Source organism: Agrobacterium sp. CG674, from assembly GCF_053521645.1.
On the sequence record NZ_JBNWDZ010000002.1, the window covers coordinates 406,414 to 433,407 of the forward strand.

Genomic DNA, 26,994 nt, shown 5'->3' on the forward strand with positions numbered 1-26,994 from the left:
GTTTATTGTCGTCCCAGAAAACGAATCGCCTGATCGATCAGAAGATTGGCGGCGGTCATTCGCAAGGCGGCATTTTCGCGAAACTCCGCATCTGTCGTATCGGGATGGTTCAGCTTGGCAAAACTGCGCCGCTTTTCGCTCAGCGTCTCAACCGTGTCGATGTCGGAAATTGCCAGTTCATCTGACACATCGGACAAGGATGTGCGCGCAAGATGGGGCGGCATTGTCTTCGGCTCGGGCAGGGGTTCGACGACGGCTGGCTCATCCTCCAGAAATCCCAGATAGGAATCAAGCGGCACATTGGCGGACGATGGCCCGTGCGTGACTGTCTCAAAAACCACACTGGAATTGAACGCGCGAACGCCGGGCGGCATTTCCTTGACGGGTGGTTCGTCCTCCGCTTCGCGATCAAGGCGCTCCACCACTGACTGAAAAACGGACTGTCCGAACAGCATAGGAATTTTCCCGGTTGGTTGGCGACAATAACCATATGAATGTGGCGTCTGGCTTGCGTTGTCTTTGATATCGGCGGATTTCTTCTTCCCGCCAAGGATTAGCCCATTAGCTCCCGGTCAGATTCTGACTTTCTTCCAATACGAGGTCATAAAGCAGCTGGGCGCTGGGTGGTAGCACCCGGTCCTTGGTAATGATGAGGCTGTAGGGCTTCACGCTGAGTTCGAAATCTGTGGGAAGAATCCGGATGTCGCCCATCGGCGAATGCTGCCCTGAGACGAACTCCGCCATTTCATATGCCAGTGGCGCAATGGCATTTGTTTGCGTTACGATGGCCAGAGTGAGTACAACCGAAGGCGTGTTGATAACGTTGCGGGGCAGGGCCACGCCTTGGGAAAGAAACAAATCTTCCATGCTTCGCCGCAGCAGGGCGCCAGGTGGCTGAAAAACCCAGTCATATTGGGACAGATCTTCGAGCCTCACCTGAGGGCTCTCTAGAAGCGGATGATCCTTGCGCACGAGAAGGCAGGCCCGTTCGATCCCGATTTCATGGGCGTTAAACAAAGCCGGGTCGATATCATCGGGAATACGTCCGATGATGAAGTCGTGCCGAGCCGCCAGCAATTCTCGCGCCAGCACATTGCTCGTCTCGACCTGCACATTCACCTCTATGCCGGGATAGGTATCCATTGCCTTGCGGAGTGCGGGAACAACGAGGCTGATGGCCGGAGCGGTGACCGAGCCAATGAACACAGAGCCGCCGCTACCCGATTTCATCTGGGCCAATTCCCGGCCAGCTTCGCGAAGTTCAAGAAGAATCTTCTTCGCGCGCTTCGCCAGAGCCTCGCCGAAACGGGTCAGCACCACCCCGCGGGATGCGCGTTGACACAGCGGGTTCTTGACGATTGCCTCCATCTCCGCAAGCATTCGCGATGCGGCGGGCTGCGTCATGTTCAGCGCTGCCGCAGCCGCACTGACCTGTCCGTGTTCCTCTATCGTCACGAGCATCCGCAAATGCGCCATTTTCAACCCGGCTCGCAACAGGGGGTTGTCTTCCGTCAGGGACTGAAATTCGAACGAATTCATTCCATTTCGTTCCATTGCAATCACTCCACTTCGCGCCAAAAAACCGTGCCGCGCAATTATATCGATTTAATATATCAAAAATGATATAGTTCTGGCAATATATTCTATTTGACAGTTATATGGATTCAGAACAGTTTGCGCCTGTGCCGGGGAGGAGTGCCAAAAGTTTGGATTGCGTCTGCGCAGTCCGATCGAGTAAGCTAAACTTCTAATGCTCGGGCGTGAATTTACGGGCGATTGTACGAAACAACGCCTGAAAGAGGGTTCCAAGGGAGAGAGTTAATGAAATCCATTATTTCGATGTTTGCTGCCTGTGCCATCGGCGCTGCATCATTTGCTGCACCTGTATGGGCGCAGGACAAGGGAACTGTTGGCATTGCCATGCCGACAAAGTCGTCTGCCCGCTGGATCGATGATGGCAACAACATCGTCAAGCAGCTCGAGGCAGCTGGCTACGCGACCGATCTGCAGTACGCAGATGACGATATTCCGAATCAGCTTTCCCAGATCGAGAACATGGTCACCAAGGGCGTTAAGGTCCTGGTTATCGCATCGATCGACGGCACGACGCTGTCGGACGTTCTCAAGCAGGCTGGCCAGCAGGGCATCAAGGTCATCGCTTATGACCGCCTGATCCGCAACAGCGGCGACGTCAGCTACTACGCAACCTTCGACAATTTCCAGGTTGGCGTTTTGCAGGCAACTTCGATTGCCGACAAGCTTGGCCTGAAGGATGGCAAGGGTCCATTCAACATCGAGCTGTTCGGTGGTTCGCCAGACGATAACAACGCGTTCTTCTTCTATGACGGCGCAATGTCTGTTCTTCAGCCATACATCGACAGCGGCAAGCTCGTCGTGAAGTCCGGCCAGACTGGCATGGACAAGGTTGGTACGCTGCGTTGGGATCCTGCAACTGCGCAGGCTCGCATGGATAACCTCCTGTCTGCCTTCTACACAGACGCAAAGGTTGATGCTGTTCTGTCTCCTTATGATGGTATCTCCATCGGCATCATTTCCTCGCTCAAGGGCGTTGGTTATGGCTCCAAGGACCAGCCACTGCCAATCGTCTCCGGTCAGGACGCTGAAGTTCCTTCCGTGAAGTCGATCATCGCTGGGGAACAGTATTCCACAGTCTTCAAGGACACTCGCGAACTCGCGAAGGTTACTGTTGGCATGGTCAACGCTGCAATGCAGGGCAAAGAGCCTGAAGTTAACGACACGAAGACCTATGAAAATGGCGTCAAGGTTGTTCCTTCCTACCTCTTGAAGCCAGTTGCAGTCACCAAGGAGAACTACAAGCAGGTTCTCGTTGACGGTGGTTACTACACAGCAGACCAGCTGAAATAAGCCTATGATCGCGGCGGGGATGGGCATTCGTCCATCCCCGCTTCTTCAAATAAGAACGCCGGATTGTACGGCGCTGGATTGCGATATGGATAATACCCTTCTCGAAATGCGGAATATCACCAAGACATTCCCGGGCGTGAAAGCTCTGGAGAATGTGAACCTGAAGGTTCGCCAAGGTGAGATACACGCACTTGTCGGCGAAAACGGCGCTGGAAAGTCGACCCTGATGAAGGTCCTTTCGGGTGTTTACCCTGCCGGCACCTATGATGGCGAAATTCACTATGAAGGTCAGCTGCGAAATTTCCGCGCGATCAATGACAGTGAAGAAATTGGCATCATCATCATTCACCAGGAATTGGCGCTCGTTCCGCTTCTCTCGATTGCCGAAAACATTTTTCTCGGAAACGAAATCGCCAAGAATGGCGTGATCGGTTGGCAAGAGACGTTCAACCGCACGCGCGAACTGTTGAAGAAGGTTGGCCTCAAGGAATCGCCTGAAACGCTGATCACCGACATTGGTGTGGGCAAGCAGCAGCTCGTGGAAATTGCCAAGGCGTTGTCCAAGAGCGTGAAGCTTCTCATTCTCGACGAGCCCACGGCATCGCTGAACGAAAGCGATTCGGAAGCTCTGCTCAACCTGTTGATCGAGTTCCGCAAGCAGGGCCTGACCTCCATCATCATCACGCACAAGCTGAATGAAGTGCGCAAGGTCGCTGACCAGATCACTGTTCTGCGTGACGGTATGACGGTCAAGACGCTGGACTGTCATAATGAAGAGATCAGCGAAGACGTGATTATCCGCAACATGGTCGGCCGCGATCTCGAAGACCGCTATCCGCCGCGCGATGTTCCGATTGGTGAAACGATTCTGGAAGTGAAGAACTGGAACGCGTTCCACCAGCAGCACAGAGATCGTCAGGTTCTCCACGATATCAACGTCAACGTCCGCAAGGGTGAGGTTGTCGGCATTGCGGGCCTGATGGGCGCTGGACGCACCGAATTTGCAATGAGCGTGTTCGGCAAGTCCTACGGACACAAGATCAGCGGTGACGTTCTGATCCATGGCAAGCCCGTTGACGTCAGCACTGTCCGCAAGGCCATCGATGCAGGCCTCGCTTACGTGACAGAAGACCGCAAGCATTTGGGCCTCGTGCTCAACGACAATATTTTGCACAACACTACGCTTGCTAACCTGGCCGGTGTTTCGTCTGCCAGCGTCATTGACGACATCAAGGAAATGTCTGTCGCAAATGACTTCCGCAAGCGTCTGCGCATTCGGTCGTCGGGCATTTTCCAGGAAACGGTCAACCTTTCCGGCGGTAACCAGCAAAAGGTTGTCTTGTCGAAATGGTTGTTCTCCAATCCTGACGTCCTCATTCTGGACGAGCCGACGCGTGGTATCGACGTTGGCGCAAAATACGAAATCTACACTATTATCAACCAGCTCGCCGCCGAAGGAAAAGGCGTTCTGATGATCTCATCGGAAATGCCCGAACTGCTTGGCAATTGCGACCGCATCTACGTTATGAACGAAGGACGGATTGTCGCCGAATTGCCGAAGGGAGAGGCGAGCCAGGAAAGCATCATGCGCGCTATCATGCGCTCAGGGGAGAAGAACTGATGAGTTCGGCCAACACATCCACCGAAGAGAGCAACGTCGTTTCAGTCGGCTCGTATATCCGGTCCAATATCCGTGAATACGGCATGCTGATTGCGCTCGTCGCCATCATGGTTTTCTTCCAGTTTTATACCGGCGGCATCCTGTTTCGCCCGGTTAACCTGACGAACCTGATTCTGCAGAATTCCTTCATCGTCATCATGTCGCTCGGCATGCTGCTGGTCATCGTCGCCGGACATATCGACCTTTCGGTTGGTTCCATCGTCGCTTTCGTCGGAGCGGTCGCGGCCATTTTGACGGTACAATGGGGAATGAACCCGCTTTTGGCAGCTCTGATCTGCCTTGGCGTCGGCGGCTTGATCGGCGCAGCGCAAGGCTACTGGATTGCCTATCACCGAATTCCGTCGTTCATCGTCACGCTGGCAGGCATGCTTGTTTTCCGTGGTCTGACGCTGTTCGTGCTTGGCGGCAAGAATATCGGTCCATTCCCGGTTGACTTCCAGGTGGTCAGCACTGGCTTCTTGCCTGACTTTGGCGGAATTGAAGGTTTCAACACCACGTCCATGGTGCTGACACTGGCCATTACAGCTGTCCTGTTCGTGCTTGCGCTGCGCCGTCGTCAGGTCAATGTGCGTCACGGCATCAGCGTTGAGCCATTCGGCTTCTTCATGGTGCAGCACCTCCTGATCTCTGGTGCTATCCTGTTCCTCGGATATCAGCTGTCGACCTATCGCGGTTTGCCAAACGTGCTAATCGTGATGCTTCTGCTGATCGCGCTTTACAGCTTTGTCACGCGCCGCACGACGATTGGTCGCCGGATCTATGCAATGGGCGGAAACGAGAAGGCCACGAAGCTTTCCGGTATCAACACCGAGCGTTTGAGCTTCCTGACTTTCGTCAACATGGGTGTGCTCGCTGGATTGGCTGGCATGATCATCGCAACACGTTTGAACTCTGCAACGCCAAAGGCGGGCGCGGGCTTCGAGCTGGACGTTATCGCAGCATGCTTCATTGGCGGCGCATCGGCATCCGGCGGCGTTGGCAAGATCACTGGTGCGGTCATTGGTGCCTTCATCATGGGCGTTATGAACAACGGCATGTCGATTGTCGGTCTCGGCATCGACTTCCAGCAAATGGTCAAGGGCCTGGTGCTTCTGGCTGCTGTGTTCTTCGACGTCTACAACAAGAACAAGGGCTGACCTTCGTTCGGCTCATCTATTTGGATTGACTAAAGTGGCCGGTTTCCGGCCACTTTCATGAGATGTAGGCGTCAAACGTCTTTGAAAGGAAATATCGTGCTGATTTCTCAGATCAAGAATGCAAGCGGTATCATAGTCGCTGTTCGTGAAGATGGCGGCCAAGCGCGTGCTGTCAACAATGCCGGTTCCGTTTATGAACTAGCGCTAGAGGCGGCCAATAATGGCAAGACGTTGGCGCAAGTCATAGAAGCGCGCGGCTATGGCGAGGTCGTGGACCTTGAAGAAGCCTATGCGGAAGGCAAGTTCCTGCCGCCGATCACGCATCCCGATCCAGCGCACCTGCACCTGACGGGGACTGGGCTTACTCATCTTGGGTCGGCCGCCACGCGCGACAGCATGCACAAGAAGACCAGTGAATCGTCTGAAGAGAGCCTCACGGACTCCATGAAGATGTTCAAGATGGGCCTTGAGAATGGCAAGCCGAAGGCTGGTGAAAAGGGCGTTCAGCCTGAGTGGTTCTATAAGGGCAATGGTCATGTGGCCACAGCACCCGGCGCTGCTCTTGTGTCGCCATCATTCGCTCTCGATGGTGGTGAAGAGCCTGAGATGGCTGGCATCTATGTCATCGCTGATAACGGCCAGGCGTTTCGCATCGGCTTTGCCGTCTCCAACGAGTTCTCGGACCACGTGACAGAGCGGATGAACTATCTGTATCTGGCGCACTCCAAGCTTCGTCCTGCAAGCTTCGGCCCGGAAATCCGCGTTGGCGCTGCGCCATCGGATATTCGCGGAACATCGCGCATATTGCGAGATGGCAAGGTTATCTTCGAAAAGCCGTTCTTGTCTGGCGAAGACAACATGTCCCACACCTTCGCGAACCTTGAATATCACCATTTTAAATACGGTCTTTTCCGCGCTCCAGGCGAGGTTCACGTTCATATGTTCGGAACGGCGACGCTCTCATTCGCTGATGGCGTGAAGCCGGAAGCTGGCGATGTATTCGAAATCGAAGCCGCAGGTTTCGGGCTTCCGCTGCGCAACGCGCTGCGGGTCGAGATGGAAGAAACGGTATCGATCCAGCAGCTCTGAGCAGATTCTGAATTCTGTCTAAAAGCCTCGAACCTATGGTTCGGGGCTTTTTTGTTGTCCGCCCCCCCTGTGCAAGCTCTATCTGACGCCATCGGATGGCAGGGGAGTGACGATGAAAACCTGACGTTCGCAAAAGTCGCGGTGGCTTATGGATGCTGAGTTTGCAGCCTGATCGATGGTCCTGAAGATACTGAGGGTAAAGTTGGTAAATTGCGTTGCGATGCACGAGAGAGTTGCCGGTCGTCATTTGCGGCGGGCTACATCAGGCAGAGCGTAGTTCACCTCCGCAAGCATTGACCAGCGCTTGTTCGAATACAGCACGGTCAAGCCCAGCCTTGCGTCATGATCGACGCGAAACATTCATCCGCATCAGAATTGCGAAGGCAGCCAAAAAACCTCGGCATTCGTGTGCGGCGTGAAGAGGCCTGAATTGTCCCCTTGTGGAATGCAAAGCAGGGGAGGTTGCAGGTCGGTGATACAGCAAAACGGCGCGACATATGTCGCGCCGTTCTTTTTTAATTGTCTAGGCCAGTCCGTGATCAGACAGACGTGTAGGCTGCGACGATGGCATCGACCTGTGTGCTGTTCAAAGACTGCATCTGCGCAGAGGTCAGGGCCTCAATCGTCGTATCCGTGAGGGTAGCGATTGCAGCTGTTGTCAGGCCAGCAAGGCCCTTCGTGCTCAACGCAGCGATTTCATCAGTTGTGAAGCTGTTGAGTTCATCTGCATCGAGTGTGCCCACCTGAGCGGAGCTAAGTGCGGCAACCTGCACGGAGGTGAGGGCTGCGATGTTATCGGAGTTGAATGTAGCCAACTGAGCCGTCGTGAGAGCTGCAAGCTGCACAGTGCCAAGGGAGGCAACCTGTACTGTCTGCAATCCTGCCAGAGAGTCGGTTGACAAAGCACTCATCTGCGATGCCGTCAAACCAGCGATCTGACCTGTTGTCAGAACACCGACCTGCTCCGATGTCAAGGATCCAACCTGTGCTGTACCCAGCTTGGCAACCTGTGCGGATGAGAGTGCAACGAGGTTGGCTGTGCTGAGGCCAGCCAGTGCTGTTGTGGTGACACCTGCCAGAGATGCAACGCTGAGTGCTGCAATCTCGTCGGTTGAGAAGCTGCTAAGCTCCGTAGCGTCGAGAGTTGCGACCTGTGCGGACGTCAGTGCCCCAACCTGTGCGCTTGTCAGAGCGACGATGTTGTCAGAGCTGAAGGCTTCCAGTTGTGCAGTGCTCAGCGCTGCCAGCTGTTTTGTGCCGAGAGCCGCAACCTGTGTGGACTGGAGACCAGCGAGGACTGTCGTCGTGAGCGCGCCGATCTGGTTGGACGTTAGCGAAGCAATCTGGCCAGTGGTCAGGACGGCCAGTTGATCCGAAGTGATCGATCCGATCTGTGCGGTGCTCAGGCTTGCAACCTGCGAGGAAGACAGAGCAACGAGGTTATCGGTGCTCAGGCCAGCCAGCGTGGCTGTGGTCAGGCCCACAAGCGACTTGGTTGTCAGTGCGGCAATCTCGTCGGTCGAGAAGCTTCCAAGTTCAGTCGCGTCGATTGTTCCCATCTGAGCGGAGCTGAGGACTGCAACCTGCGTGGTTGTCAGCGCTGCAATGTTGTCAGAAGTGAATACTGCCAACTGATCCGTCGTGAGTGCAGCGAGCTGCGCTGTGCCCAGTGTTGGAACCTGTGTGGATTGCAATCCAGCCAAGGACGCGGTCGACAAGGCTTTGACCTGTACAGCAGACAATCCGGCGATCTGGTCTGTCGAGAAAACATTCAACTGATCCGATGTCAGCGATGCAATCTGAGAGGTACCAAGCTTGGAAAGCTGCGTGGATGTCAACGCTGTGACGTTGTCTGTGCTGAGGCCAGCCAGCGCCGTTGTCGAAATGCCAGCCAGCGATGTCAGGCTGAGAGCCGCGATCTCGTCGGTTGAGAAGCTGTTCAGTTCGGCAGCGTCGAGAGTTGCTACCTGTGCGGAGGTCAAGGCGACAACCTGTGAGCTGGTCAGAGCCGTGATGTTGTCGGATGTAAATGCCTGGAGCTGGGCAGTGCTGAGTGCAGTCAGCTGTTTGTTGCTAAGAGCTGCGACCTGTACGGACTGGAGGCCAGCCAGCATGTCGGTTGTCAAAGCGCCCAACTGGTTGGCAGTCAGCGATGCGATCTGGACTGTGGTGAGGACACCCAGCTGTTCGGAAGTGATGGATCCGATCTGTGCAGTGCTCAAAGTTGCGACCTGTGAGGACGTCAGAGCGACCAGCTTGTCCGTGTTCAGAGTTGACAACGCGGTTGTTGTCAAACCTGGAAGGGCTTTGATGCTGAGAGACGCAATTTCATCCGTGGTGAAGCTGTTGAGTTCGTCTGCATCCAGTGTTGCAACCTGAGCGGCGCTGAGTGCGGCAACCTGCGTTGTACCAAGTGCTGCGATGTTGTCTGAGTTGAAGGCGGCCAGCTGGGCCGTGGTGAGTGCCGTGAGCTGGGCTGTGCCGAGTGCTCCAACCTGTGCGGTCTGCAACCCTGCCAGCGAGTCGGTTGTCAAGGCTTTGACCTGCGTGGCAGACAATCCAACCACTTGACCTGTGGTGAGAACGCCTACCTGATCAGATGTCAGGGATGCGATCTGAGCCGTACCAAGCTTGGCGATCTGTGTGGATGTGAAGGCCACAACGTTGTCCGTGCTCAATCCAGCCAGGGCAGTTGTCGTGATGCCAGAGAGAGAGGCAACGCTGAGGGAAGCAATTTCATCTGTCGAGAAGCTGTTCAACTCAGAAGCGTCGAGAGTCGCCATCTGGCCAGAGCTCAAAGCGCCAACCTGAGTGCTGGTCAATGCAGCGATGTTGTCAGAGGTGAAGGCGGAAAGCTGTGTTGTTGTGATAGCCTGAAGCTGCTTGGTGCTCAGAGCAGCAACTTGAGCAGACACGAGACCAGCGAGTGCGTCAGTTGTGACTGCAGCGACTTGCTTGGCTGTCAGAGCCGCGATCTGGCCAGTGGTGAGAACTCCGAGCTGATCAGAGCTGATCGAACCGATCTGCGCAGTGCTCAGGTTCGCCACTTGCGTGGAAGAGAAGGCGACCACGTTATCAGTGCTGAGGGCTGCCAAGACTGCTGTTGTAATACCGGACAGCGCCTTGACACTCAAGGATGCGATTTCGCCGGTGGTGAAGCTGTTGAGTTCAGAAGCGTCCAGTGTTGCGACCTGAGCAGAGCTAAGTGCTGCAACCTGTGTATTGCCCAGTGCTGCGATATTATCCGAGCTGAAGGCAGCAAGCTGAGTTGTGGTGAGAGCTGCGAGCTGTATTGTCGTCAGAGCTGCAACCTGTGCTGTCTGCAGACCAGCGAGAGAATCTGTGGTCAGGGTCTTGATCTGTGCTGCGGACATTCCGCCAAATTGACCCGTGGTGAGAACACCGACCTGATCGGATGTCAGCGAGGCGATCTGAGCTGTTCCAAGCTTGGAAATCTGCGTGGATGTCAGTGCGACAACGTTGTCTGTGCTGAGTGCAGCCAGAACCGCGGTGCCAACGCCTGCGAGCGATGTGACGCTGAGTGCGGCAATCTCGGCGGTCGAGAAGCTGTTGAGCTCGGCAGCGTCGAGTGTTGCAACCTGTGTTGCGCTCAAAGAGCCGACCTGGGTGCTGGTCAAGGCTGCGATGTTGTCGGAGTTGAAAGCGGCAAGCTGTGCCGTTGAAAGTGCGATAAGCTGCTTGGTGCCCAGAGACGCAACCTGTGCAGACTGAAGCCCGGCAAGAGCGGCAGTCGAGACTGCAGCAATCTGTTTGGCGGTCAGAGATGCAAGCTGGCTTGTGGTGAGTACGCCAAGCTGATCGGACGTGATAGAGCCGACCTGTGCGGTGCTCAGAGTTGCAACTTGTGTAGAAGAGAGAGCGGTGACGTTATCCGTGCTCATTCCCGCAAGTGCGGTCGTCGTCAGGCCTGTAATCGCTTTGGCGCTGAGAGCAGCAATTTCATCTGTCGTAAAGCTGTTGAGCTCACTCGCATCGAGTGTTCCAACCTGCGCGGCGGTCAGCGCGCGGACCTGTGTGCTTGTCAGAGCCGCAATGTTGTCAGACGAAAAATTGTCCAACTGGCTGGTGTACATAGCAACGATCTGGCCTGTCGAAAGGCCTGTAATCTGATCTGTTCCGATCGCGGTAAGCTGGTCGACATTCAAGCCAACGATTGCCTTGGCGGAAATAGCGCTGATCGAGGAGCTGCTGAGAGCCGTGATGGCTTCAGTGGTGATCGCATTGATCTGCGCCGAAGAAAGAGCGGCGATCTGGCTGGTGCTGAGAGCCGCAACGTCATCTGTTCTCAGACCTGCGACCGTTGCGGTTGAAAGTGAGGAAATCTGTTTTATGGAAAGCGAAGAAATAATAGAAGTCATGGACGCGTGCCCCCGTTGATAACTGACCAAAGCGCCACCCGCCGAACCAATCCTGCGCGATGCGCGAATTGACAGAGCGTCTCAAACGCTCGACGATAACGTCGGTCGAGTGAGCGTCCATTTGGACAATAGCATGTTAAGCAGAACATGGCTCGTTTGAGCCGGCGCATCGGGGGGCATCATGCGTTCAGAACTCGCATAGAGTTCTGGTCCCTCCGCCATCATCCACTAGAGCTTTTTTAATGAAAGCTTTCGATGTCCAGCTCGCACTCAAGGACGTGCGATCACAACCACCTCATATGAACGATGCCACTATCTACCATAATACGTAAAATATTAGTTAACGCGGGAGTGTGACTCATGTGTTGTTGTAGTCTTCTTCGAGTCTAAACGAGGCATATAGTCTTAAAATGCGACATATGCTGCTCGTGCTATTCCGAAATCTAAATCCAGTTTCAGCAGGCATAATAGTAATGTCGCTATTTAGTTATGGATAAAATAAAAACGGACCTGGTTCGTCAAAATCACGACTTTTTTTGGTTTTCGAGGGTTTTTAGTGGTTTCAAGCAATGAAAATTTAGTTGCGATGGTGAAATACAATGATGGATTAGATATCTCAAAAAAAAGCATCAGCTAAAACTACAGTATATTCTAAAGTAATATTGTAGGTTATCGAAATTCAATTCCATGAAAACTGCTTTTCGCGACGGCTTTGAAAACATCTCTGCCATATAAAAACCCACCGGCCGGATATGGGCGGTGGGTTTCTGTTGGGTATGATAGCCTCTGAGTGGGGATCAGCTCTGCGACTGGCTCTGCGCGTGCTCCACCTTTACTGATACCGTCAGGCTTTCGTCAGAGAACCCTACGCGCATGCCAGAGACCGGTGCGCAATCGCGGTAGGAGAGGCCGCTGGCAATACGCACGTAGCGTTCATCCGGGCAGACCTTGTTCGCTGCATCGAAGCCGACCCAGCCGAGGCCGGGAACATGGGCTTCCGCCCAGGCGTGGGTCGCGATCTGCTCTGCCACGTCTTCCATCATCAGATAACCGGAGATGTAGCGGGCTGGCAGGCCCATGTGACGCGCGGCGGAGATGAAGATGTGGCTGTGGTCCTGGCAGACGCCCTTGCCGGCTTCCAGAGCCTGTTCCGCGGTTGTCTCGGTGCCTGTTGATCCTGTCTCGTAGGCCACTTCGAGATGCACGAGCGCCATCAACTCGTGAAGTCTTTCCAGTGGCGTATCGCCCGTTGATTGCCGCACGAGTTCTCTGATCAGCTTGCCAGGCTTTGTCAGCGGCGTTTCGCGCATGAAAAGCCAAAGGGGCGCGTTACCGATGTGGTTACCGAAGACGCCCGCCTTATCATGCGTGTCAACCTCGCCGCAGGCGATGACCTTGACGGCCTTGCGTGGGCCTTCTGTCTCGACCAGTTCAACACGGTTGCCAAAATGATCGTCGTAACGCACTTCCAATGTGGCGCCGTCGACGGTTACTTTCCAGTCGATAACGGTCTGCGTTGGCCCGGTTGCGGGCGTCAGTCGCAGTCGCTGCAAAGAATAAGGGACCGGCTCATCATAGAGATACTCGGTCGTATGGTTGATCTTCAAGCGCATGTCTTATCCCCGCCTCACGTCCGCTTACTGGTAGAAGCGGTAGCCGTCCGTGATTTCCTGGCCCAACTGGGCGTTCTTGTTGACGAAAAGCTCGAGAAACTCGTGCAATCCCTGGTCCATCACCCGGCTTATTGTTGTTTTCTGTAGCGTTGCCAGAATGGTTGCAGCCGTGTCATGGGCTGCGTGCTTTTCGCCGTATTCTTCGCCAAGATGGCCAAGGTTGCTGACGATCTTCTCGTAACAATAGGCGAGAGAACGTGGCATTCGTCCGTTCAGGATCAAAAAGTCGGCAATGTTGGATGGTTTGTACTCAGCATCATAAACCCACCCATAGGAACGATGCGCAGAAACCGAACGCAGGATCGATTCCCATTGCGCGTTATCCAGCGAGGAGCCGACCTGGGCTGCCGCAGGCAAGAGAACATAGTATTTCACGTCTAGAATACGGGCTGTGTTGTCTGCTCGTTCGATGAACGTGCCAATTCTCGAGAAGTTATACTGGTCGTTGCGCAGCATGGACCCGTGAAATGCACCTCGGACAAGACCAGCGCGATGCTTGATGACATCAATGACCTGCGGCAACTCCGCCGCTTTGACCTTGCGCGCCAGCAGGGTCTTGAGTTCGATCCAGAATTCGTTCGTCGCTTCCCATGTTTCGCGCGTCAGCGCGGTGCGCACCATGCGGGCGTTGTTTCTGCCAAACTCGATGCACGACATAACGCTCGAAGGGTTGGCCTTGTCGCGCAACATATAGTCGATGGCGTCAGCGGTCGTGACCTTGTCATGATGCTGGAGAAATTCTTCGCGTGCACCAGCACTTTGCAGCACGCCGTCCCAATCCTCATCGGTACTGCCGCTGCGGGTGAGGGAGACACGCATTCCAGCATCAACCAGCCGCGCAATGTTTTCGGCGCGCTCAATGTAGCGGAACATCCAGTAGAGTCCGTTGGCCGTTCTTCCCAGCATGGCTTAGTCCTCCAGTACCCACGTATCTTTGGTGCCGCCGCCCTGGCTGGAATTCACCACGAGTGATCCCTGCTTGAGCGCGACGCGCGTCAGTCCGCCCGGAATGATCTTCACCTTGTCGGACACCAGAACATAGGGTCGAAGGTCAACGTGACGTGGAGCGATGCCGTTTTTCACCATGATTGGCACTGTGGAAAGCGAAAGCGTGGGTTGTGCGATGTAGTTTGATGGCCGGGCGCGGAGCTTGTCCGCAAAAAGTGCGCGCTCTTTTTTCGACGCCGTCGGGCCAACCAACATGCCGTAGCCGCCGGAGCCATGGACTTCCTTCACGACGAGGTCAGCCAGATTGTCGAGAACATATTTCAGGCTGTCCGGCTCGGAACAGCGCCATGTCGGCACGTTTTCCAGAAGCGGCTTGCGGCCGGTGTAGAACTCAACGATTTCAGGCATGTAGGAATAGATCGCCTTGTCGTCGGATATGCCAGTGCCGGGTGCATTGGCGATGGTAATATTACCAGCCCGGTAGACATCCATAATGCCTGGAATGCCGAGAGCGGAATCCGGACGGAAGGTGAGGGGATCAAGGAAATCGTCATCGACGCGCCGGTACAGCACATCGATGGCCTCATATCCACGCGTCGTGCGCATCTTGACCTTGCCATCCATGACGCGCAGATCCGAACCTTCAACAAGCTCGACGCCCATCATGTCGGCAAGGAACGAATGTTCGTAATAGGCCGAGTTATGGATGCCGGGGGTGAGAACGGCAACGCGCGGTTTTCCCTTGCAGCCGGGAGGCGCCAGCGAAGCCAACGAGTGGCGCAGTTGATACGGATAATCCTCGACGCGCTGAACTTTGTTCTCGTGAAACAGCTCGGGAAACATCTGCATCATTGTTTCGCGGTTTTCCAGCATGTAGCTGACACCGGAAGGCGTGCGGGCATTGTCTTCGAGAACATAGAACTGGTCTTCGCCGGTTCGCACGATATCGGTGCCGACAATGTGCGTATAGACGCCGCCCGGTGGCTTGAACCCGATCATTTCAGGCAGAAAAGCCTCGTTGCGTTCAATGAGCTCTCGCGGGATGCGTCCGGCGCGGATGATTTCCTGCTTGTGGTAGATATCGTCCAGAAAAGCATTGAGCGCCAGAACGCGCTGTTCAATGCCTTGAGCCAGCTTGCGCCATTCGCGGCCGGAAATGATGCGGGGAATAATGTCGAACGGAATCAGCTTTTCAGCGCTGTCTGCATGCCCGTAGACGGCGAACGTAATGCCGGTCTTTCGGAATATGTTTTCAGCATCGCGGGATTTCTGGATCAGGTGTGATCTGTCCTGCCTGCTGTACCATTCATTGTATTTTTCATACGGGCTGCGCGGCGTTGAGTCCGCATTTATCATTTCGTCAAATGCCAACTTTAGGTTCCCCATTTTTGTCCATTTGATTACAAGCACGCTCGCAATGCAAGAACCCAGCGTGATCTCGCTTCAGAATTTTTTCAACATAAACCGGTGCTAAGCACACAAAAAATAAGCAGTTTTGATAGTTGCTGCACGAAAATGCGGCAGAGGGTGAATTGGTTTCATCGTAAAATACGATTTGCTCACATGTCTTTAGGGTTGCAGGCATGCTCCTGCTTAATTTCCCGCCATTTTTTTCTGCTCGCTCCGTCAACAGTAACGGGTCGAGGTGGTGGCTCGTTAAGTGTTAGAGCCTGCGATTAGGGGTTTGTTAACCATAAAACCATACTCCTTGTTAATCGAAAGATCTATGAGCCGGGGGTAATATGTCTATTTCGCGTCGGGGGGTCCTGTTCGGGCTGCCACTTCTTCTTGCGGGTTGCGCGAGCACCAACTTCGTTCAACAGAAGACCAATTATGCCGCCTTGCCGAACGAAAAGTTCCCAATGGGTGCCATGCCGCTGGACAAGATCAGCCCTGAACTTCGCCGCCAGGAAGTCGCCTATGTGACCACGCATCCGGCAGGAACAGTCGTCGTGGATACGCCTGCTCGGCGCCTCTATTATATTATGGGCAACGGCCGGGCGATGCGCTACGGCGTTGGTGTTGGACGCCAGGGTCTTGCCCTCAAGGGTGATGCCTATGTGGGCCGCAAGGCCGAGTGGCCGAGCTGGACACCGACAGCCAATATGATCCGCCGCGAACCGGAACGGAACCGGAAGTATGCGGGCGGCATGCCGGGCGGTCCGAACAATCCTCTGGGCGCGCGCGCCATCTATCTCTACCGCGGTGGCAACGACACGATGTTCCGTCTGCATGGAACCAACCAGCCGCAGTCAATCGGCCATGCCATGTCCAGCGGCTGCATCCGCATGCTGAACCATGACATTGTGGATCTCTACGAGCGCGTACCTGTGGGTGCTCGCATTGTTGTCTTGCAGGCCTGATCACCCAACAATTGCCTTGATCCAGCAGTTTGAAAGCTGGATCACCCCTCCATTGTAACGGTACCATCATGTGTCGTTTTCTCGCCTATACCGGCTCTCCCGTCTGGCTCGACAGTCTCCTGATCGAGCCGGAAAGCTCGCTCATCACACAGTCGCTTGCGGCGAGAGAGGCGAAAACGGTGGTCAATGGCGATGGGTGCGGCATTGGCTGGTATGGTGAAAGGGGAGAACCGGGTATCTATCGCGGCATCTTGCCTGCGTGGTCGGATCGTAATCTCACCTCGCTTTGCCACCAATTGCGCTCCAGCATGTTTCTGGCACATGTGCGCTCAGCCACCACGGGCGGCGTATCCATGGCCAACTGCCATCCCTTCGGCTTTGGTCGCCACCTTTTCATGCATAACGGCCAGATCGGTGGCTACGAGAAGGTCAAGCGTGCCATCGAGGCGCATATTCAGGATGAGGTTTATTGTTCGCGCGCGGGGAATGGCGATAGCGAGGCGATTTTCCTGATTGCAGCGGGTCTGGGGCTGGATAGTGATCCTGTCGATGCTTTGAAGAAGACCCTGCAGATATGTCTGGATGTGGTGGTTCGCGCCGATCTTGATCAGCCGGTCAGGTTTAGCGCCATCCATGCGGATGGCGAGAAGCTGCACGCATTTCGATGGTCCAGTGACGATCGTCCACCCACGCTCTACTGGCGCAATATCGGCGCGGGGATAGCCGTCGCGTCCGAACCTTTCGGAACCGGCGTGGAGAGGTGGGACATCATCCCGGCCAACACCGTCGCGACGATTGTTGGCACGGATATTAGTTTTGAACCGTTCAACCCCGTTGAACAGCCCAGAATGGTGATGTCTGCCTGAACGGCAGAGCACATCTCATGAAATCGGATGCTCCAGTTGTTTACTTTCCTGCGCGAAAACCTTCGGTGGCTAAGCGCCGGTTTTGCAATGCTCTTTGCGTCGTCCTTCGGTCAAACCTTCTTCATCTCGCTCTCTGGAGGTGAGATACGACAGGACCTTGGCTTGAGCGATGGAGAGTTCGGCCTTCTCTATATGGGTGTCACCCTGGCATCCGCCGCTTGTCTTGTCTGGCTCGGCAAACTTCTGGATGTGAAAACGCCGCGCTTCGTTGTTGCCATCGCAGCAATTGCGCTGGCACTGGGAGCGGTCAGCCTGGCCTATGCCACATCGCTGGCTTTGTTGATTTTTGGTCTGTTTCTCCTGCGTCTGTTCGGGCAGGGAATGATGGTGCACATAGCCTACACCACAATCGGCCGCTGGTTTGCGGCCGAGCGCGGGCGGGCCGTGTCTATTTCAGCGCTGGGCCTGAATGTTGGGCAGGCGGTTTTGCCGTGGCTTTCGGTGGCCGCTATTGCCGGGTTCGGCTGGCGAAATCTGTGGGTTATCGTTGCCGCATTCATCGTGTTTTTGGTGCTGCCTTTTCTCCTCGCATTCACGAAAATCGAACGTGTCCCGGTCGTTGCGGCATCATCGCAAAACGCGGTCGTTTCCCGCAGTTGGACGCGAGGCCAGGTGTTACGCGATCCGTATTTCTACCTGCTGCTTCTCGGCATGCTGCCGCCTGCCTTCATCAGCAATACCATTTTCTTTCACCAGGTTCACCTGTCGCAATCCAAGGGATGGGCGGTCGAAACCTTTGCCTCAGCCTTTCTGCTCTATGCTGTCATGGCTGTTTTGAACTCGTTGCTTTCAGGTTATCTCGTCGACCGGTTTTCAGCGCTTCGCTTGCTGCCATTCTACCTTTTACCATTCGGTTGCGGTTGCGTGCTGCTTGGCACCGTCGATGCACCCTGGGTCGTCTTCGCCTTCATGGTTCTTTACGGAATATCCGACGGCTTCTCGCTAACGCTTTTCGGAAGCCTCTGGCCGGAAGTCTACGGCGTCAAATTTCTTGGCGCCATTCGCGCCGTCATTGTCGCCATCATGGTTTTTGCCTCATCGCTTGGCCCCGGTCTTGGCGGTATTCTGATCGATTCCGGCGTTTCCTTCACATCTCAAATCATTGTCATGGGCGCCTACTGCATCCTCATCTGCGCAGTTTTACTACCTGTAACACGCCATGCGCGTAGGCGGTAAGGAGGGTCGTCGCGCCCTGCTTGCGGTGCTCTCCAATATGTGATTGCCCAGGCGGAGAAGAGGTCGGAAGCCATGTTGTTATTGGGCTTGAAACGTGTATTTCAAATGCTGCCTGTATTAGTCATGTTTACTTTCAACAGTTCGCATTTCCGCCTTGAGGACACATCTATGGTATTTTTTGAAAAACTGTCGCGCTATCAGCCCTACGCTCTGGCTGCGCTGCGAATCATCACAGCGCTTTTGTTCATTGAGCATGGCACACAAAAGCTGTTCGGCTTCCCCGCATCGCAGATGGAAGGCGCGCTGCCGCCCATGTTGCTGGTTGCGGCCCTTCTGGAGCTTGTTGGCGGATTGCTCATTCTCGTGGGGCTTTTCACGCGCCCGACTGCATTTGTGCTGTCCGGCTTGATGGCATTTGCCTATTTCATCGCCCACGCACCGAAAAGCATTTTCCCGGCATTGAATAGTGGCGATGCCGCCATCCTGTTCTGCTTTGTCTTTCTCTACCTGGTGTTTGCAGGCGCCGGCGCGCTGTCGGTTGATGCAAACCGCCGCTAATCCATTGCCGATCTGACATCAACGCCGCTTGAGCCCGCATCAAGCGGCGTTTTTGTTTTCAGTTCGCCAGCCTTGCCAGCGACTTCATCAGCCATGTCTGGATCTTGGCATTGAGCAGTTCCGGGCTGATTGGTTTTGACAGATAATCATCCATACCGGCGGCGAGACAGAGATCGCGGTCGCTTTCATGCGCATGTGCCATGACACCGATGATCGGAACCCGGCTCGCATTCAACATGCGGTCTTCTTCCGCGCGAATGGTCTGTGTCGCACGATATCCGTTCATGATGGGCATGGAGATATCCATCAGGATGATCGATGGACGAGCCGCTCGCCATATCTGGACGGCCTGTTCGCCATCGTCGACAATCCGGTATTTGAGGCCGGTCTGCTGAAGGATCTGGTTGAAAACGATCTGGTTGACGTCATTGTCTTCGGCAATCAGCACATCCAGCGAACTGGTGGTCCTATTCGGTGCCGGGGGCGTAGCATGGCCGCGATCTGTTGGCGCTTGCGTCATGTTGAGCGGGGGATGGGTCTCAGTGACAGTGCTTTTGGGCGTTCCCTGGGTTGCTGAACGTCTCGCACGGCTTCTATCAACGAGTTCCGTCAGTGTTTTTCTCAGCCGGTCTGCCCCTACCGATTTTATGAATTGACCATCGAGTGCATCATGGTCTGCACTGGCCATGTCCATTGAGGTCAGTGCGATGATCGCCGTGTCGCTGAGGCGCGGGTCTTGTCTCATCGTGCGGGCCAACTCCATGCCATCCAGAACCGGCACAGACTGGTTCAGAATGATGGCATCGATGGCAAAGCCGATACTGGCTGCTTCCTTTAAAATTGCAAGCGCAGTCGCGGTGCTGTCCGCGGCGCAGGTGTCAACGCCCCAGCCTTTCAATTGCTCGTTGAGGTTGCTTTGAGCAGCGGCGTCTTCAACGACCAGCACACTCAACGTGACGTATTGGGCAAGCGCCGGTTCTTCCTTCATGACGTGCGTTTCGGCCTGCTTGTCTTCGCCAACAGGCTCGTGCTCCTGCGAAGCCGCGTTGTTCTCGCGTTCACGCGCGATAATGTCGGTGCAGTCGAAGGCGGTGATGAGGATTTTGTCACCGCCAATTCGTTGCTCGAACAGGATGATCGACCGCCCGGACTTGCTCTCGATCTGTCTCGATGCGGTGCCGTCTATCAGCTTGAGATGCTCGACGCCCTCTTCAATGCGCAGATTGCCGAAGTCGGAGCTTTCAAAGGTATTCTCCAGATAAGCACGGTAAGGCTGGCCTGATAGGTCGATCTTTTCACTGATATCCCACAGCGTGTGAAAACACCCGTTGGCATATTCGATTGTCAGGTCCGGCCCCACAAGCATGATGCCGACGGGCAGAGAGTCCAGAATGGATTGAGCGTCCGGTTGCGGGTTTTCGGTGGCACTGGCTTGGGCGAGGGGGATGGGCAGAACATCGGGCTTCGGAGATGTGGAAGTCTCTTCATTGTGCCGGGCCGGAGGCATCGCCTCGAAAACCTCAAATAGAAACAGGCTGCCATCTTCGGTTTCAAACCGTTCGCATTTTATGGCCGGGGCTTGGCCCGGACTAAAGCCTGCGCATTTCAGCGTTTCGTCGGTTGCAAAGACGAGGCATCGCCGTTCCTTATCGTCCCGGTCCCACTCATCGGCCATACCGTGCAATTGGCTGGATGTCTTGCCGATAAAATCCTGGCGGGATCGCGCGGCAAATCGCGCATAGGCATCGTTAACGCAGACATATCGAAGCTGGCTATCCTTGATGCAGGCGGGCAGATCCAGCGTCATGACGCCGTCCCGCGCTTTCTCAAGCAATCCACCAGCAGCTATCAAGTCAGTCTCCGTCTATTCTGCGGCTTGCAATGGAATCAGCTTTAACGTGCAATGTCGTTCACTGTATAAACTATTGTAGAATAGTGACATTGGCCATCCGGCCTCAGTCGCATTGAGGTCTTTTTAACCGTCATTTTTAACCAATTATTCACTCTCTACTCTGGCTACAGCACCTGTGGCTTGCGCAACAATCAAAACATTCACTTGACTTTCCGAGCTAAAAAGACCAAATCCCCCTCAAGCTTTCCCCTTTAGGCGGCCGCGTGAGCCGCAGCGTCGAACAAACGATATGATGCATGAAGGAAAAGCGCATTAATGCAGGAGCCGGCGAAACCGCCGCACTGAAGCGCAGAAAGTCATTCCAACCCACAAGTTCCCAATTCACGCGGGGTTCTTGACGCCAAGACAACCGGACCAGCAGGGCTGATCCGGGTTCAAGCGTTTTGGCGCCCCGAAAGGTATACTATTGACCAGTTTTAGCGAACTCGGCCTCTCCGAAAAAATCGTGGCCGGCGTCACCCAGCTCGGTTACACCACACCTACGCCGATCCAGGAAAAAGCGATCCCGCTTCTTCTTCAGGGTCGTGACGTTATCGGTCTTGCACAGACCGGCACAGGCAAGACGGCTGCTTTCGGCCTGCCGCTCATCGAAATGCTCTTGAAGCAGCCTGATCGTCCTGCAAACAGAACGACCCGCACGCTTATTCTCGCTCCGACACGCGAGCTGGTGAACCAGATTGGCGAGAGCCTTCGCGGCTTCGTGCGCAAGACGCATCTGAAGATCAATCAGGTCGTTGGTGGCGCGTCCATCAATAAGCAGCAGATGCAGCTGGAAAAAGGCACAGATATTCTGGTTGCCACGCCCGGTCGCCTGCTCGATCTGATTTCGCGCAACGCGATTTCCCTGTCCAAGGTGACTTTCCTTGTGCTTGACGAAGCCGACCAGATGCTGGACCTTGGCTTTATCCATGATCTGCGCAAGATTTCCCGCATGGTTCCTGCCGAGCGTCAGACTTTGCTGTTTTCGGCCACTATGCCTGCTTCGATTGCAGATCTGGCCGGCAGCTATCTGAAAAACCCGGTTACCGTTCAGGTTACGCCTCCGGGCAAGGCCGCCGACAAGGTTGAGCAGTATGTTCACTTCGTTGCAGGCAAGAACGACAAGACCGAGCTTCTCAAGAAGTCTCTGACAGAGAACCCCGATGGCCGCGCCATCGTGTTCCTTCGCACCAAGCATGGCGCTGAAAAGCTGTCCAAGTATCTGGAGCACATCGGCTTCAAGGTTGCCTCCATCCACGGCAACAAGAGCCAGGGTCAGCGCGAACGCGCTCTCAAGGGCTTCAAGGACGGCGAATTCAAGGTTCTGGTTGCTACAGACGTTGCTGCCCGCGGTATCGATATTCCAGCCGTGACGCACGTCTTCAACTACGATCTGCCTGAAGTGGCTGACGCTTACGTGCACCGTATCGGTCGTACAGCACGCGCCGGTCTCGATGGCATCGCAATCGCGTTTTGTGCACCGGACGAAACCCGTCTGCTGCATGATATCGAAAAGCTGATGAAGATCGAAATTCCTGTGCTGTCGGGCGAGCGTCCAGCTGGTCTGGTCAGCCCGTCGCGTGGGGGCAACAACAACCGTGGTGCTGGCAACCGTGGCAACGCAAACGCCAACGGTCCTCGCCGTCAGGGCGGAGAACGTGGCGAACGCGCCCATGGTGACCGCCCGCAGCGCGGCCCCCGTGATGGTGCTCCGCGTGATGCCGGTCGTCGCAACGGTGAATTCCGTGGCCAGCGCGCTGGTGAATTCGCACCTGTTGACCGTGACAACGATCTTGAAAGCACATCGGATTTCAAGCGTCCAGCCGTTGAAGGTGGTGCTGGAAAGCCAGCTGCAAGCCGCAACCACCGTGGTGGCCAGGGCCGTCCAGCCCGCAAGGCTGGCTCGTTTGCGCCAGCCGGTCAGGGTCGTCCTGCCGGTAACGCGGGTCGCGGCCGCAAGCGCGGCTGATCAGATCTGATCTGAATATGGAAACGCCCGGATCTCTGTCCGGGCGTTTTTATTGCGCGGGCTTTACGCCACAGAGCATTTCCCGTTTGCCTGCAAATCCGGGCCGACGCTCGACGGTAAAGCCAGCTGCACCTAGATTGCGCCGCACGAAACCGGCGGCGGCAAAGGTGGCGAATGTTCCGCCGGGTGCTGTCTTTGCAAACAGCGCCGACATGATCTCCAGGGACCACATGTCCGGGTTTTTTGAAGGCGCGAAGCCATCGAGATACCAGGCATCGAACATATCAGTGCTCTCGATGATGCCCTGCATGGCATCTCCACAGAAAACGGTGAGACGTGTCTGCTCGTCCAGCGTGATATCGATCCACCCTTCCGGGTTTTGGGGCCACTGCGCAACAAAGGCCTTGCGCTCGGCGTCCAGCTGCGGCCAGTGGGAAAGGGCGCGGTTCAACTCGCTTGGGCTCATTGGATAAAGCTCGAAGGACACGAAATGCAGCGTCGCGTTGGCGGGGCGGTGGAGTTTCCACTGCCGCCATGTTTCGCACAGATTAAGCGCCGTGCCGAAGCCGAGTTCGCCGATTCGGAAGGTTCCTTCCGCTGTTTCCCAGCGTTCCGGCAGGCCGTTTCCAGCCAGCGATACGTGGCTGCATTCCTGCCGACCATCGGTCTGGCAATAAAAATGGTCGCCAAAGGCCAGGGAATAGGGCATATCGCCCTCTCGCCAATCCAGCATATTTGAGCCGGCTCGTGCCGGCATGTTTTCGTCGGGATGTGTCATGGTTCAAGCCGATAGTCTTCCCCGGCAAACAGGTCAATCACCTTTGCCCTCCAGCATCCCGTTGCTCATCATCGGCGGTGGCATTATGGGGCTGTGGGCGGCGGTCAAGGCGGAGCGGCTAGGGATCGACACATTGCTGGTCGATGCAGACAGGATTGGCAGTGGGGCAAGCGGTGGTCTCCTGGGTGCGCTGATGCCGCATATGCCGGACCGGTGGTCGGACAAGAAGCAGTTTCAGTTCGATGCCTTGCTGAGCCTTGAGGCCGAGATTGCGCAGGTTGAAGCCGAAACGGGCCTTTCGGCAGGTTATCGCCGGTGCGGGCGCATCATTCCGCTTCCCAAGCCGCATCTGGTCGACATCGCTGAGCGACACCAGCAGGATGCACTGACCAACTGGAACAAGGACGGGCGGCAGTTTCACTGGCATCTTCTGGATGCACCGCCTGTCGATGGCTGGGTGGGGGCCGAAGCGGGTGATGCCGGTTTTGTTCACGACACGTTTGCCGCCAAGGTTTCGCCGCGAGCGTTGATGGCTGTGCTGGAACACTCTCTGCGCCAGGCCAGACATGTGCGTGTGCTGGAGCAATGCGGTGTTTCAGACCTCGACCCTAGCGGCACCGCGACCCTTTCGAACGGTCATCAAATCCATTTTGGTCATGCCATCGTATCGGCGGGACACCATTCATTCCCGATGCTCACTCATGTGCTGGGCCTGCCCGCAACGCCAAGGCTCGGTCAGCCCGTCAAGGGGCAGGCGGCCTTGTTGGACGTCGGTGTTGATCCCGCAATGCCCGTGGTGTTTCTCAATGGTCTCTATGTCGTGCCGCATGAAGATGGCACGGTTGCCATTGGCAGCACCAGCGAGGAAGAGTTCGACGATGCCAATGCCACGGATGGAAAACTGGATGCGTTGATTTTGCAGGCGCAGCAGATTGTTCCACAACTTTCAGGCGCCAAAATCATCGAGCGTTGGGCGGGTTTGCGCCCCAAGGCTATCGGGCGGGAGCCGATGGTGGGATGCCTTCCGGATCATCCGAAAATTATCGCGCTGACAGGCGGTTTCAAGGTTAGTTTCGGGCTGGCGCATCGTCTTGCAGACGCCGCGCTGAACGCTTTGATGGAAAAGCCTCTGGATGTGCCGGTCAGTTTTACGCTTGATGAGCATATCAACGTTTTCAACGCAAAGATGTGAATTTTGGGCGGTCCACGTCGTCAATCTGTCACGCAAATCACCTAACAGCTTGGTTCATGCAATATAGCTGATGAAAACCGTTTCGGACGGCGAGGTGACCACGCATGCGATACGCAATTCATTTTACGCCATCCCCAAATGATCCGCTGACCCATGTTGCAGCCGCCTGGCTCGGGCGCGACGTCTATTCCGGCCAGGCAGTGGAGCCGCCTGCGGTTTCGAGCCTTGGCATGCAGGAAATCTCCTATCACACTGCCCTGCCGCGTCGTTATGGCTTTCACGGCACGATCAAGGCGCCGTTTCGGCTGATGAATGATGTCAGCGAGGCCTCCCTTTTGCGGGGACTGATGCATTTTGCCGGTACCCATCAACCCTTTTCACTGCCACCGCTGGAAGTTGCAAAACTGGGCAATGTCTATGGGCTGGTGCCATCCTATCCATGTGAAATGCTGACTTTCCTCGCCGCCAGCGTCGTTCAGGAGTTTGATCACTACCGCGCACCCTTGTCCGATGCCGATATTGATCGCGCTGACCCGGATCGTCTTTCGGCAACGCAGCTCACCAACCTGCATCGCTGGGGCCACCCCTATGTCATGGATGAGTTTCGCTTCCAGATGACGTTGACCGGTGGCGTGGCGCCCGCAGATTGCGCCCGCGTGGAGCGGGCAGTGCGCAGCGTCTTTGCGCCAGCGCTTGAACGGCAGATCGAGTTTTCCAATCTCGCACTGTTTGTCGAGGATGAGCCCGGTGCACCTTTCAGGGTTCATTCGCTGCATCCCATGGGGCGTGTGTCTGCCCGCAAGAGTGCATGACGCCGCTTTCGAAAATGCTCTCGACTTTCCGGCCCGCAATGTTACCGTTCACGAAATTTGCGTGAAGGTGATTTGATGATTTCCGCTGACTATCCCCGTAATCTCATTGGTTACGGCCGCCACACCCCTGATCCGAAATGGCCTGGTGATGCAAGAATTGCGGTGCAATTCGTGATCAATTACGAAGAAGGTGGCGAAAGCTGCATTCTCGATAGCGATAAGGCTTCTGAATCGCTTCTGTCGGAAATTGTCGGAGCACAACCCTGGCCGGGGCAGCGCAACCTCAACATGGAATCGATCTATGAATATGGATCACGCGCTGGTTTCTGGCGGCTGTGGCGCATGTTTACCGATCTGGGTGTCACGGCAACGGTCTATGGCGTTACCTCTGCCATGGCGCGCAACCGCCAAGCGGTTGCCGCGATGAAGGAAGCCGGATGGGAAATTGCCAGCCACGGTTATCGCTGGCTGGAATATAAGGACTTTTCCGAGGAAGACGAGCGTAAGCATATTCTCGAAGCGGTGCGCCTGCACAAGGAGCTGACGGGCGAACGCCCCTACGGCATGTATCAGGGCAAGCCATCCGACAACACGCTGCGGCTTGTCATGGAAGAAGGGGGCTTCCTCTATTCGTCCGATAGCTATGCGGATGATCTGCCGTTTTGGGTCAAGGGTCTGAAAGACGATCCGTTCCTCATCATTCCCTACACGCTCGACGCCAATGACATGCGCTTTGCAACGCCGCAGGGCTTCAATTCCGGCGATCAGTTCTTCGCCTATCTGAAGGACACGTTCGATGTGCTTTATCAGGAAGGGGCAGACGGTGCCGCCAAGATGATGAGCATCGGCCTTCACTGCCGTCTGGTTGGCCGCCCCGGCCGCGCTGCTGCGCTGCGCCGCTTCATCGAATATGTGCTTGGCCATGAAAAGGTGTGGATACCGCAGCGGGTCGAAATCGCTCGGCACTGGCATGAGCATCATAGACCGGAGGCTCTGTAATGGTGGACCGTGTTGCGTTTATCAGCCGTTTCGGTGGCGTGTTCGAGCATTCGCCCTTCATCGCAGAACGCGCTTTTGATGCCGGGGACATTCACGAACCGCTGACGGCAGGGACTGTCCATGCGGCGTTAGCCAAGCAGTTTCGGGCGGCGAGTGACGAGGAACGCCTTGGCGTGTTGCGCGCCCACCCTGATCTTGCCGGAAAGCTGGCGATAGCGGGTGGCTTGACCGAAGACAGTCGCAACGAGCAGGCCGGGGCAGGTCTCGACCGTCTTTCGCCAAGTGAACATGCACGCTTCACGCAACTCAATGCAGCCTATGTCGAGAAAAATGGCTTCCCGTTCATCATTGCCGTCAAAGGCTTGACGAAGGACGACATTCTGCGCGCTTTCGAAACGCGCATCAATAACAATGCGCAAAACGAGTTTGCGACCGCCACGGAACAGGTCGAGAAGATCGCACTGCTGCGATTGTCTGCCCTGCTGCCGGAGAACGCGCAGGGTTCCGATCAGGCGCGCGCGGACCAGAGGTGAATGTA

21 protein-coding genes are annotated in these 26,994 nt (G+C 55.6%); 13 read left to right on the plus strand and 8 right to left on the minus strand.

Annotated elements, in window-relative coordinates; genetic code table 11:
• Positions 1–2: 2 nt before the first annotated feature.
• Together ACQZ51_RS07170 and ACQZ51_RS07175 are read right to left on the minus strand one after the other, a co-directional pair.
• Complete coding sequence (locus ACQZ51_RS07170) at positions 3–455, minus strand: hypothetical protein (protein WP_448776191.1); 453 nt, start codon at positions 453–455, stop codon at positions 3–5.
• Positions 456–561: 106 nt separating this feature from the next.
• The gene (locus ACQZ51_RS07175) at positions 562–1,539 is read right to left on the minus strand and encodes a LysR family transcriptional regulator (RefSeq protein ID WP_448776192.1); all 978 of its coding nucleotides are present in this window, start codon (positions 1,537–1,539) and stop codon (positions 562–564) included.
• A gap of 282 nt (positions 1,540–1,821) precedes the next feature.
• Between ACQZ51_RS07175 and chvE the strand changes: the two genes are divergently transcribed.
• The 4 genes from chvE (at position 1,822) to araD1 (ending at position 6,792) form a co-directional block, all read left to right on the plus strand.
• Entirely contained in the window at positions 1,822–2,886 is a 1,065-nt protein-coding gene (gene chvE / locus ACQZ51_RS07180) for a multiple monosaccharide ABC transporter substrate-binding protein (RefSeq protein ID WP_448776193.1), read from the plus strand.
• 85 nt (positions 2,887–2,971) lie between these two features.
• The gene (gguA, locus tag ACQZ51_RS07185) at positions 2,972–4,507 is read left to right on the plus strand and encodes a sugar ABC transporter ATP-binding protein GguA (RefSeq protein WP_448776194.1); all 1,536 of its coding nucleotides are present in this window, start codon (positions 2,972–2,974) and stop codon (positions 4,505–4,507) included.
• Positions 4,507–5,703: a multiple monosaccharide ABC transporter permease gene (mmsB, locus tag ACQZ51_RS07190; protein WP_448776195.1), complete on the plus strand. Its 1,197-nt coding sequence runs from the start codon at positions 4,507–4,509 to the stop codon at positions 5,701–5,703. The genes gguA and mmsB overlap by 1 nt, the downstream gene beginning before the upstream one ends.
• A gap of 96 nt (positions 5,704–5,799) precedes the next feature.
• Positions 5,800–6,792 carry an AraD1 family protein gene (araD1, locus tag ACQZ51_RS07195; RefSeq protein WP_448776196.1) on the plus strand — a complete coding sequence of 331 codons (993 nt, stop codon included), beginning with the start codon at positions 5,800–5,802 and terminating at the stop codon, positions 6,790–6,792.
• A gap of 539 nt (positions 6,793–7,331) precedes the next feature.
• Here araD1 and ACQZ51_RS07200 read toward each other — a convergent pair.
• The 4 genes from ACQZ51_RS07200 to ACQZ51_RS07215 form a co-directional block, all read right to left on the minus strand.
• The gene (locus ACQZ51_RS07200; protein WP_448776197.1) at positions 7,332–11,171 is read right to left on the minus strand and encodes a beta strand repeat-containing protein; all 3,840 of its coding nucleotides are present in this window, start codon (positions 11,169–11,171) and stop codon (positions 7,332–7,334) included.
• A 797-nt stretch (positions 11,172–11,968) separates the two neighbouring features.
• Positions 11,969–12,784 (minus strand): transglutaminase family protein, encoded by an 816-nt coding sequence (locus ACQZ51_RS07205; RefSeq protein ID WP_448776198.1) that lies wholly within the window; start codon positions 12,782–12,784, stop codon positions 11,969–11,971.
• A 24-nt stretch (positions 12,785–12,808) separates the two neighbouring features.
• Entirely contained in the window at positions 12,809–13,750 is a 942-nt protein-coding gene (locus ACQZ51_RS07210) for an alpha-E domain-containing protein (RefSeq protein WP_448776199.1), read from the minus strand.
• 3 nt (positions 13,751–13,753) lie between these two features.
• Complete coding sequence (locus ACQZ51_RS07215; protein ID WP_042617764.1) at positions 13,754–15,163, minus strand: circularly permuted type 2 ATP-grasp protein; 1,410 nt, start codon at positions 15,161–15,163, stop codon at positions 13,754–13,756.
• 371 nt (positions 15,164–15,534) lie between these two features.
• On the opposite strand from ACQZ51_RS07215, the gene ACQZ51_RS07220 reads away from it, so the two are divergent.
• The 4 genes from ACQZ51_RS07220 (at position 15,535) to ACQZ51_RS07235 (ending at position 18,815) form a co-directional block, all read left to right on the plus strand.
• A complete protein-coding gene (locus tag ACQZ51_RS07220; protein ID WP_192064268.1) occupies positions 15,535–16,155 on the plus strand; it encodes a L,D-transpeptidase in 621 nt (206 codons plus the stop codon).
• Positions 16,156–16,223: 68 nt separating this feature from the next.
• Positions 16,224–17,021, plus strand: coding sequence for a class II glutamine amidotransferase (locus ACQZ51_RS07225; RefSeq protein WP_448776200.1), 798 nt, complete (start codon positions 16,224–16,226; stop codon positions 17,019–17,021).
• A 27-nt stretch (positions 17,022–17,048) separates the two neighbouring features.
• Positions 17,049–18,257 (plus strand): MFS transporter, encoded by a 1,209-nt coding sequence (locus ACQZ51_RS07230; protein WP_448776201.1) that lies wholly within the window; start codon positions 17,049–17,051, stop codon positions 18,255–18,257.
• A 168-nt stretch (positions 18,258–18,425) separates the two neighbouring features.
• On the plus strand, positions 18,426–18,815 hold the full coding sequence (locus ACQZ51_RS07235; protein ID WP_448776618.1) for a DoxX family protein: 390 nt from the start codon (positions 18,426–18,428) through the stop codon (positions 18,813–18,815).
• Between the two features lie 58 nt (positions 18,816–18,873).
• Here the strand turns inward: ACQZ51_RS07235 and ACQZ51_RS07240 are convergent, their stop codons facing one another.
• Positions 18,874–20,667, minus strand: coding sequence for a response regulator (locus ACQZ51_RS07240; protein ID WP_448776202.1), 1,794 nt, complete (start codon positions 20,665–20,667; stop codon positions 18,874–18,876).
• A gap of 466 nt (positions 20,668–21,133) precedes the next feature.
• On the opposite strand from ACQZ51_RS07240, the gene ACQZ51_RS07245 reads away from it, so the two are divergent.
• Complete coding sequence (locus ACQZ51_RS07245; protein ID WP_448776203.1) at positions 21,134–22,675, plus strand: DEAD/DEAH box helicase; 1,542 nt, start codon at positions 21,134–21,136, stop codon at positions 22,673–22,675.
• 49 nt (positions 22,676–22,724) lie between these two features.
• Here ACQZ51_RS07245 and mnmD read toward each other — a convergent pair whose 3' ends face one another.
• Positions 22,725–23,453: a tRNA (5-methylaminomethyl-2-thiouridine)(34)-methyltransferase MnmD gene (gene mnmD, locus ACQZ51_RS07250; protein WP_448776204.1), complete on the minus strand. Its 729-nt coding sequence runs from the start codon at positions 23,451–23,453 to the stop codon at positions 22,725–22,727.
• On the opposite strand from mnmD, the gene ACQZ51_RS07255 reads away from it, so the two are divergent.
• The 4 genes from ACQZ51_RS07255 (at position 23,452) to uraD (ending at position 26,989) form a co-directional block, all read left to right on the plus strand.
• Positions 23,452–24,645, plus strand: a complete 1,194-nt coding sequence (locus ACQZ51_RS07255; protein ID WP_448776205.1) for an NAD(P)/FAD-dependent oxidoreductase — start codon at positions 23,452–23,454, stop codon at positions 24,643–24,645. The genes mnmD and ACQZ51_RS07255 overlap by 2 nt on opposite strands.
• Before the next feature lie 104 nt (positions 24,646–24,749).
• The gene (locus tag ACQZ51_RS07260; protein WP_448776206.1) at positions 24,750–25,457 is read left to right on the plus strand and encodes a DUF1045 domain-containing protein; all 708 of its coding nucleotides are present in this window, start codon (positions 24,750–24,752) and stop codon (positions 25,455–25,457) included.
• A gap of 75 nt (positions 25,458–25,532) precedes the next feature.
• On the plus strand, positions 25,533–26,456 hold the full coding sequence (gene puuE, locus ACQZ51_RS07265) for an allantoinase PuuE (RefSeq protein ID WP_448776207.1): 924 nt from the start codon (positions 25,533–25,535) through the stop codon (positions 26,454–26,456).
• Entirely contained in the window at positions 26,456–26,989 is a 534-nt protein-coding gene (gene uraD / locus ACQZ51_RS07270; RefSeq protein WP_448776208.1) for a 2-oxo-4-hydroxy-4-carboxy-5-ureidoimidazoline decarboxylase, read from the plus strand. The genes puuE and uraD overlap by 1 nt, the downstream gene beginning before the upstream one ends.
• Positions 26,990–26,994 lie beyond the last annotated feature (5 nt).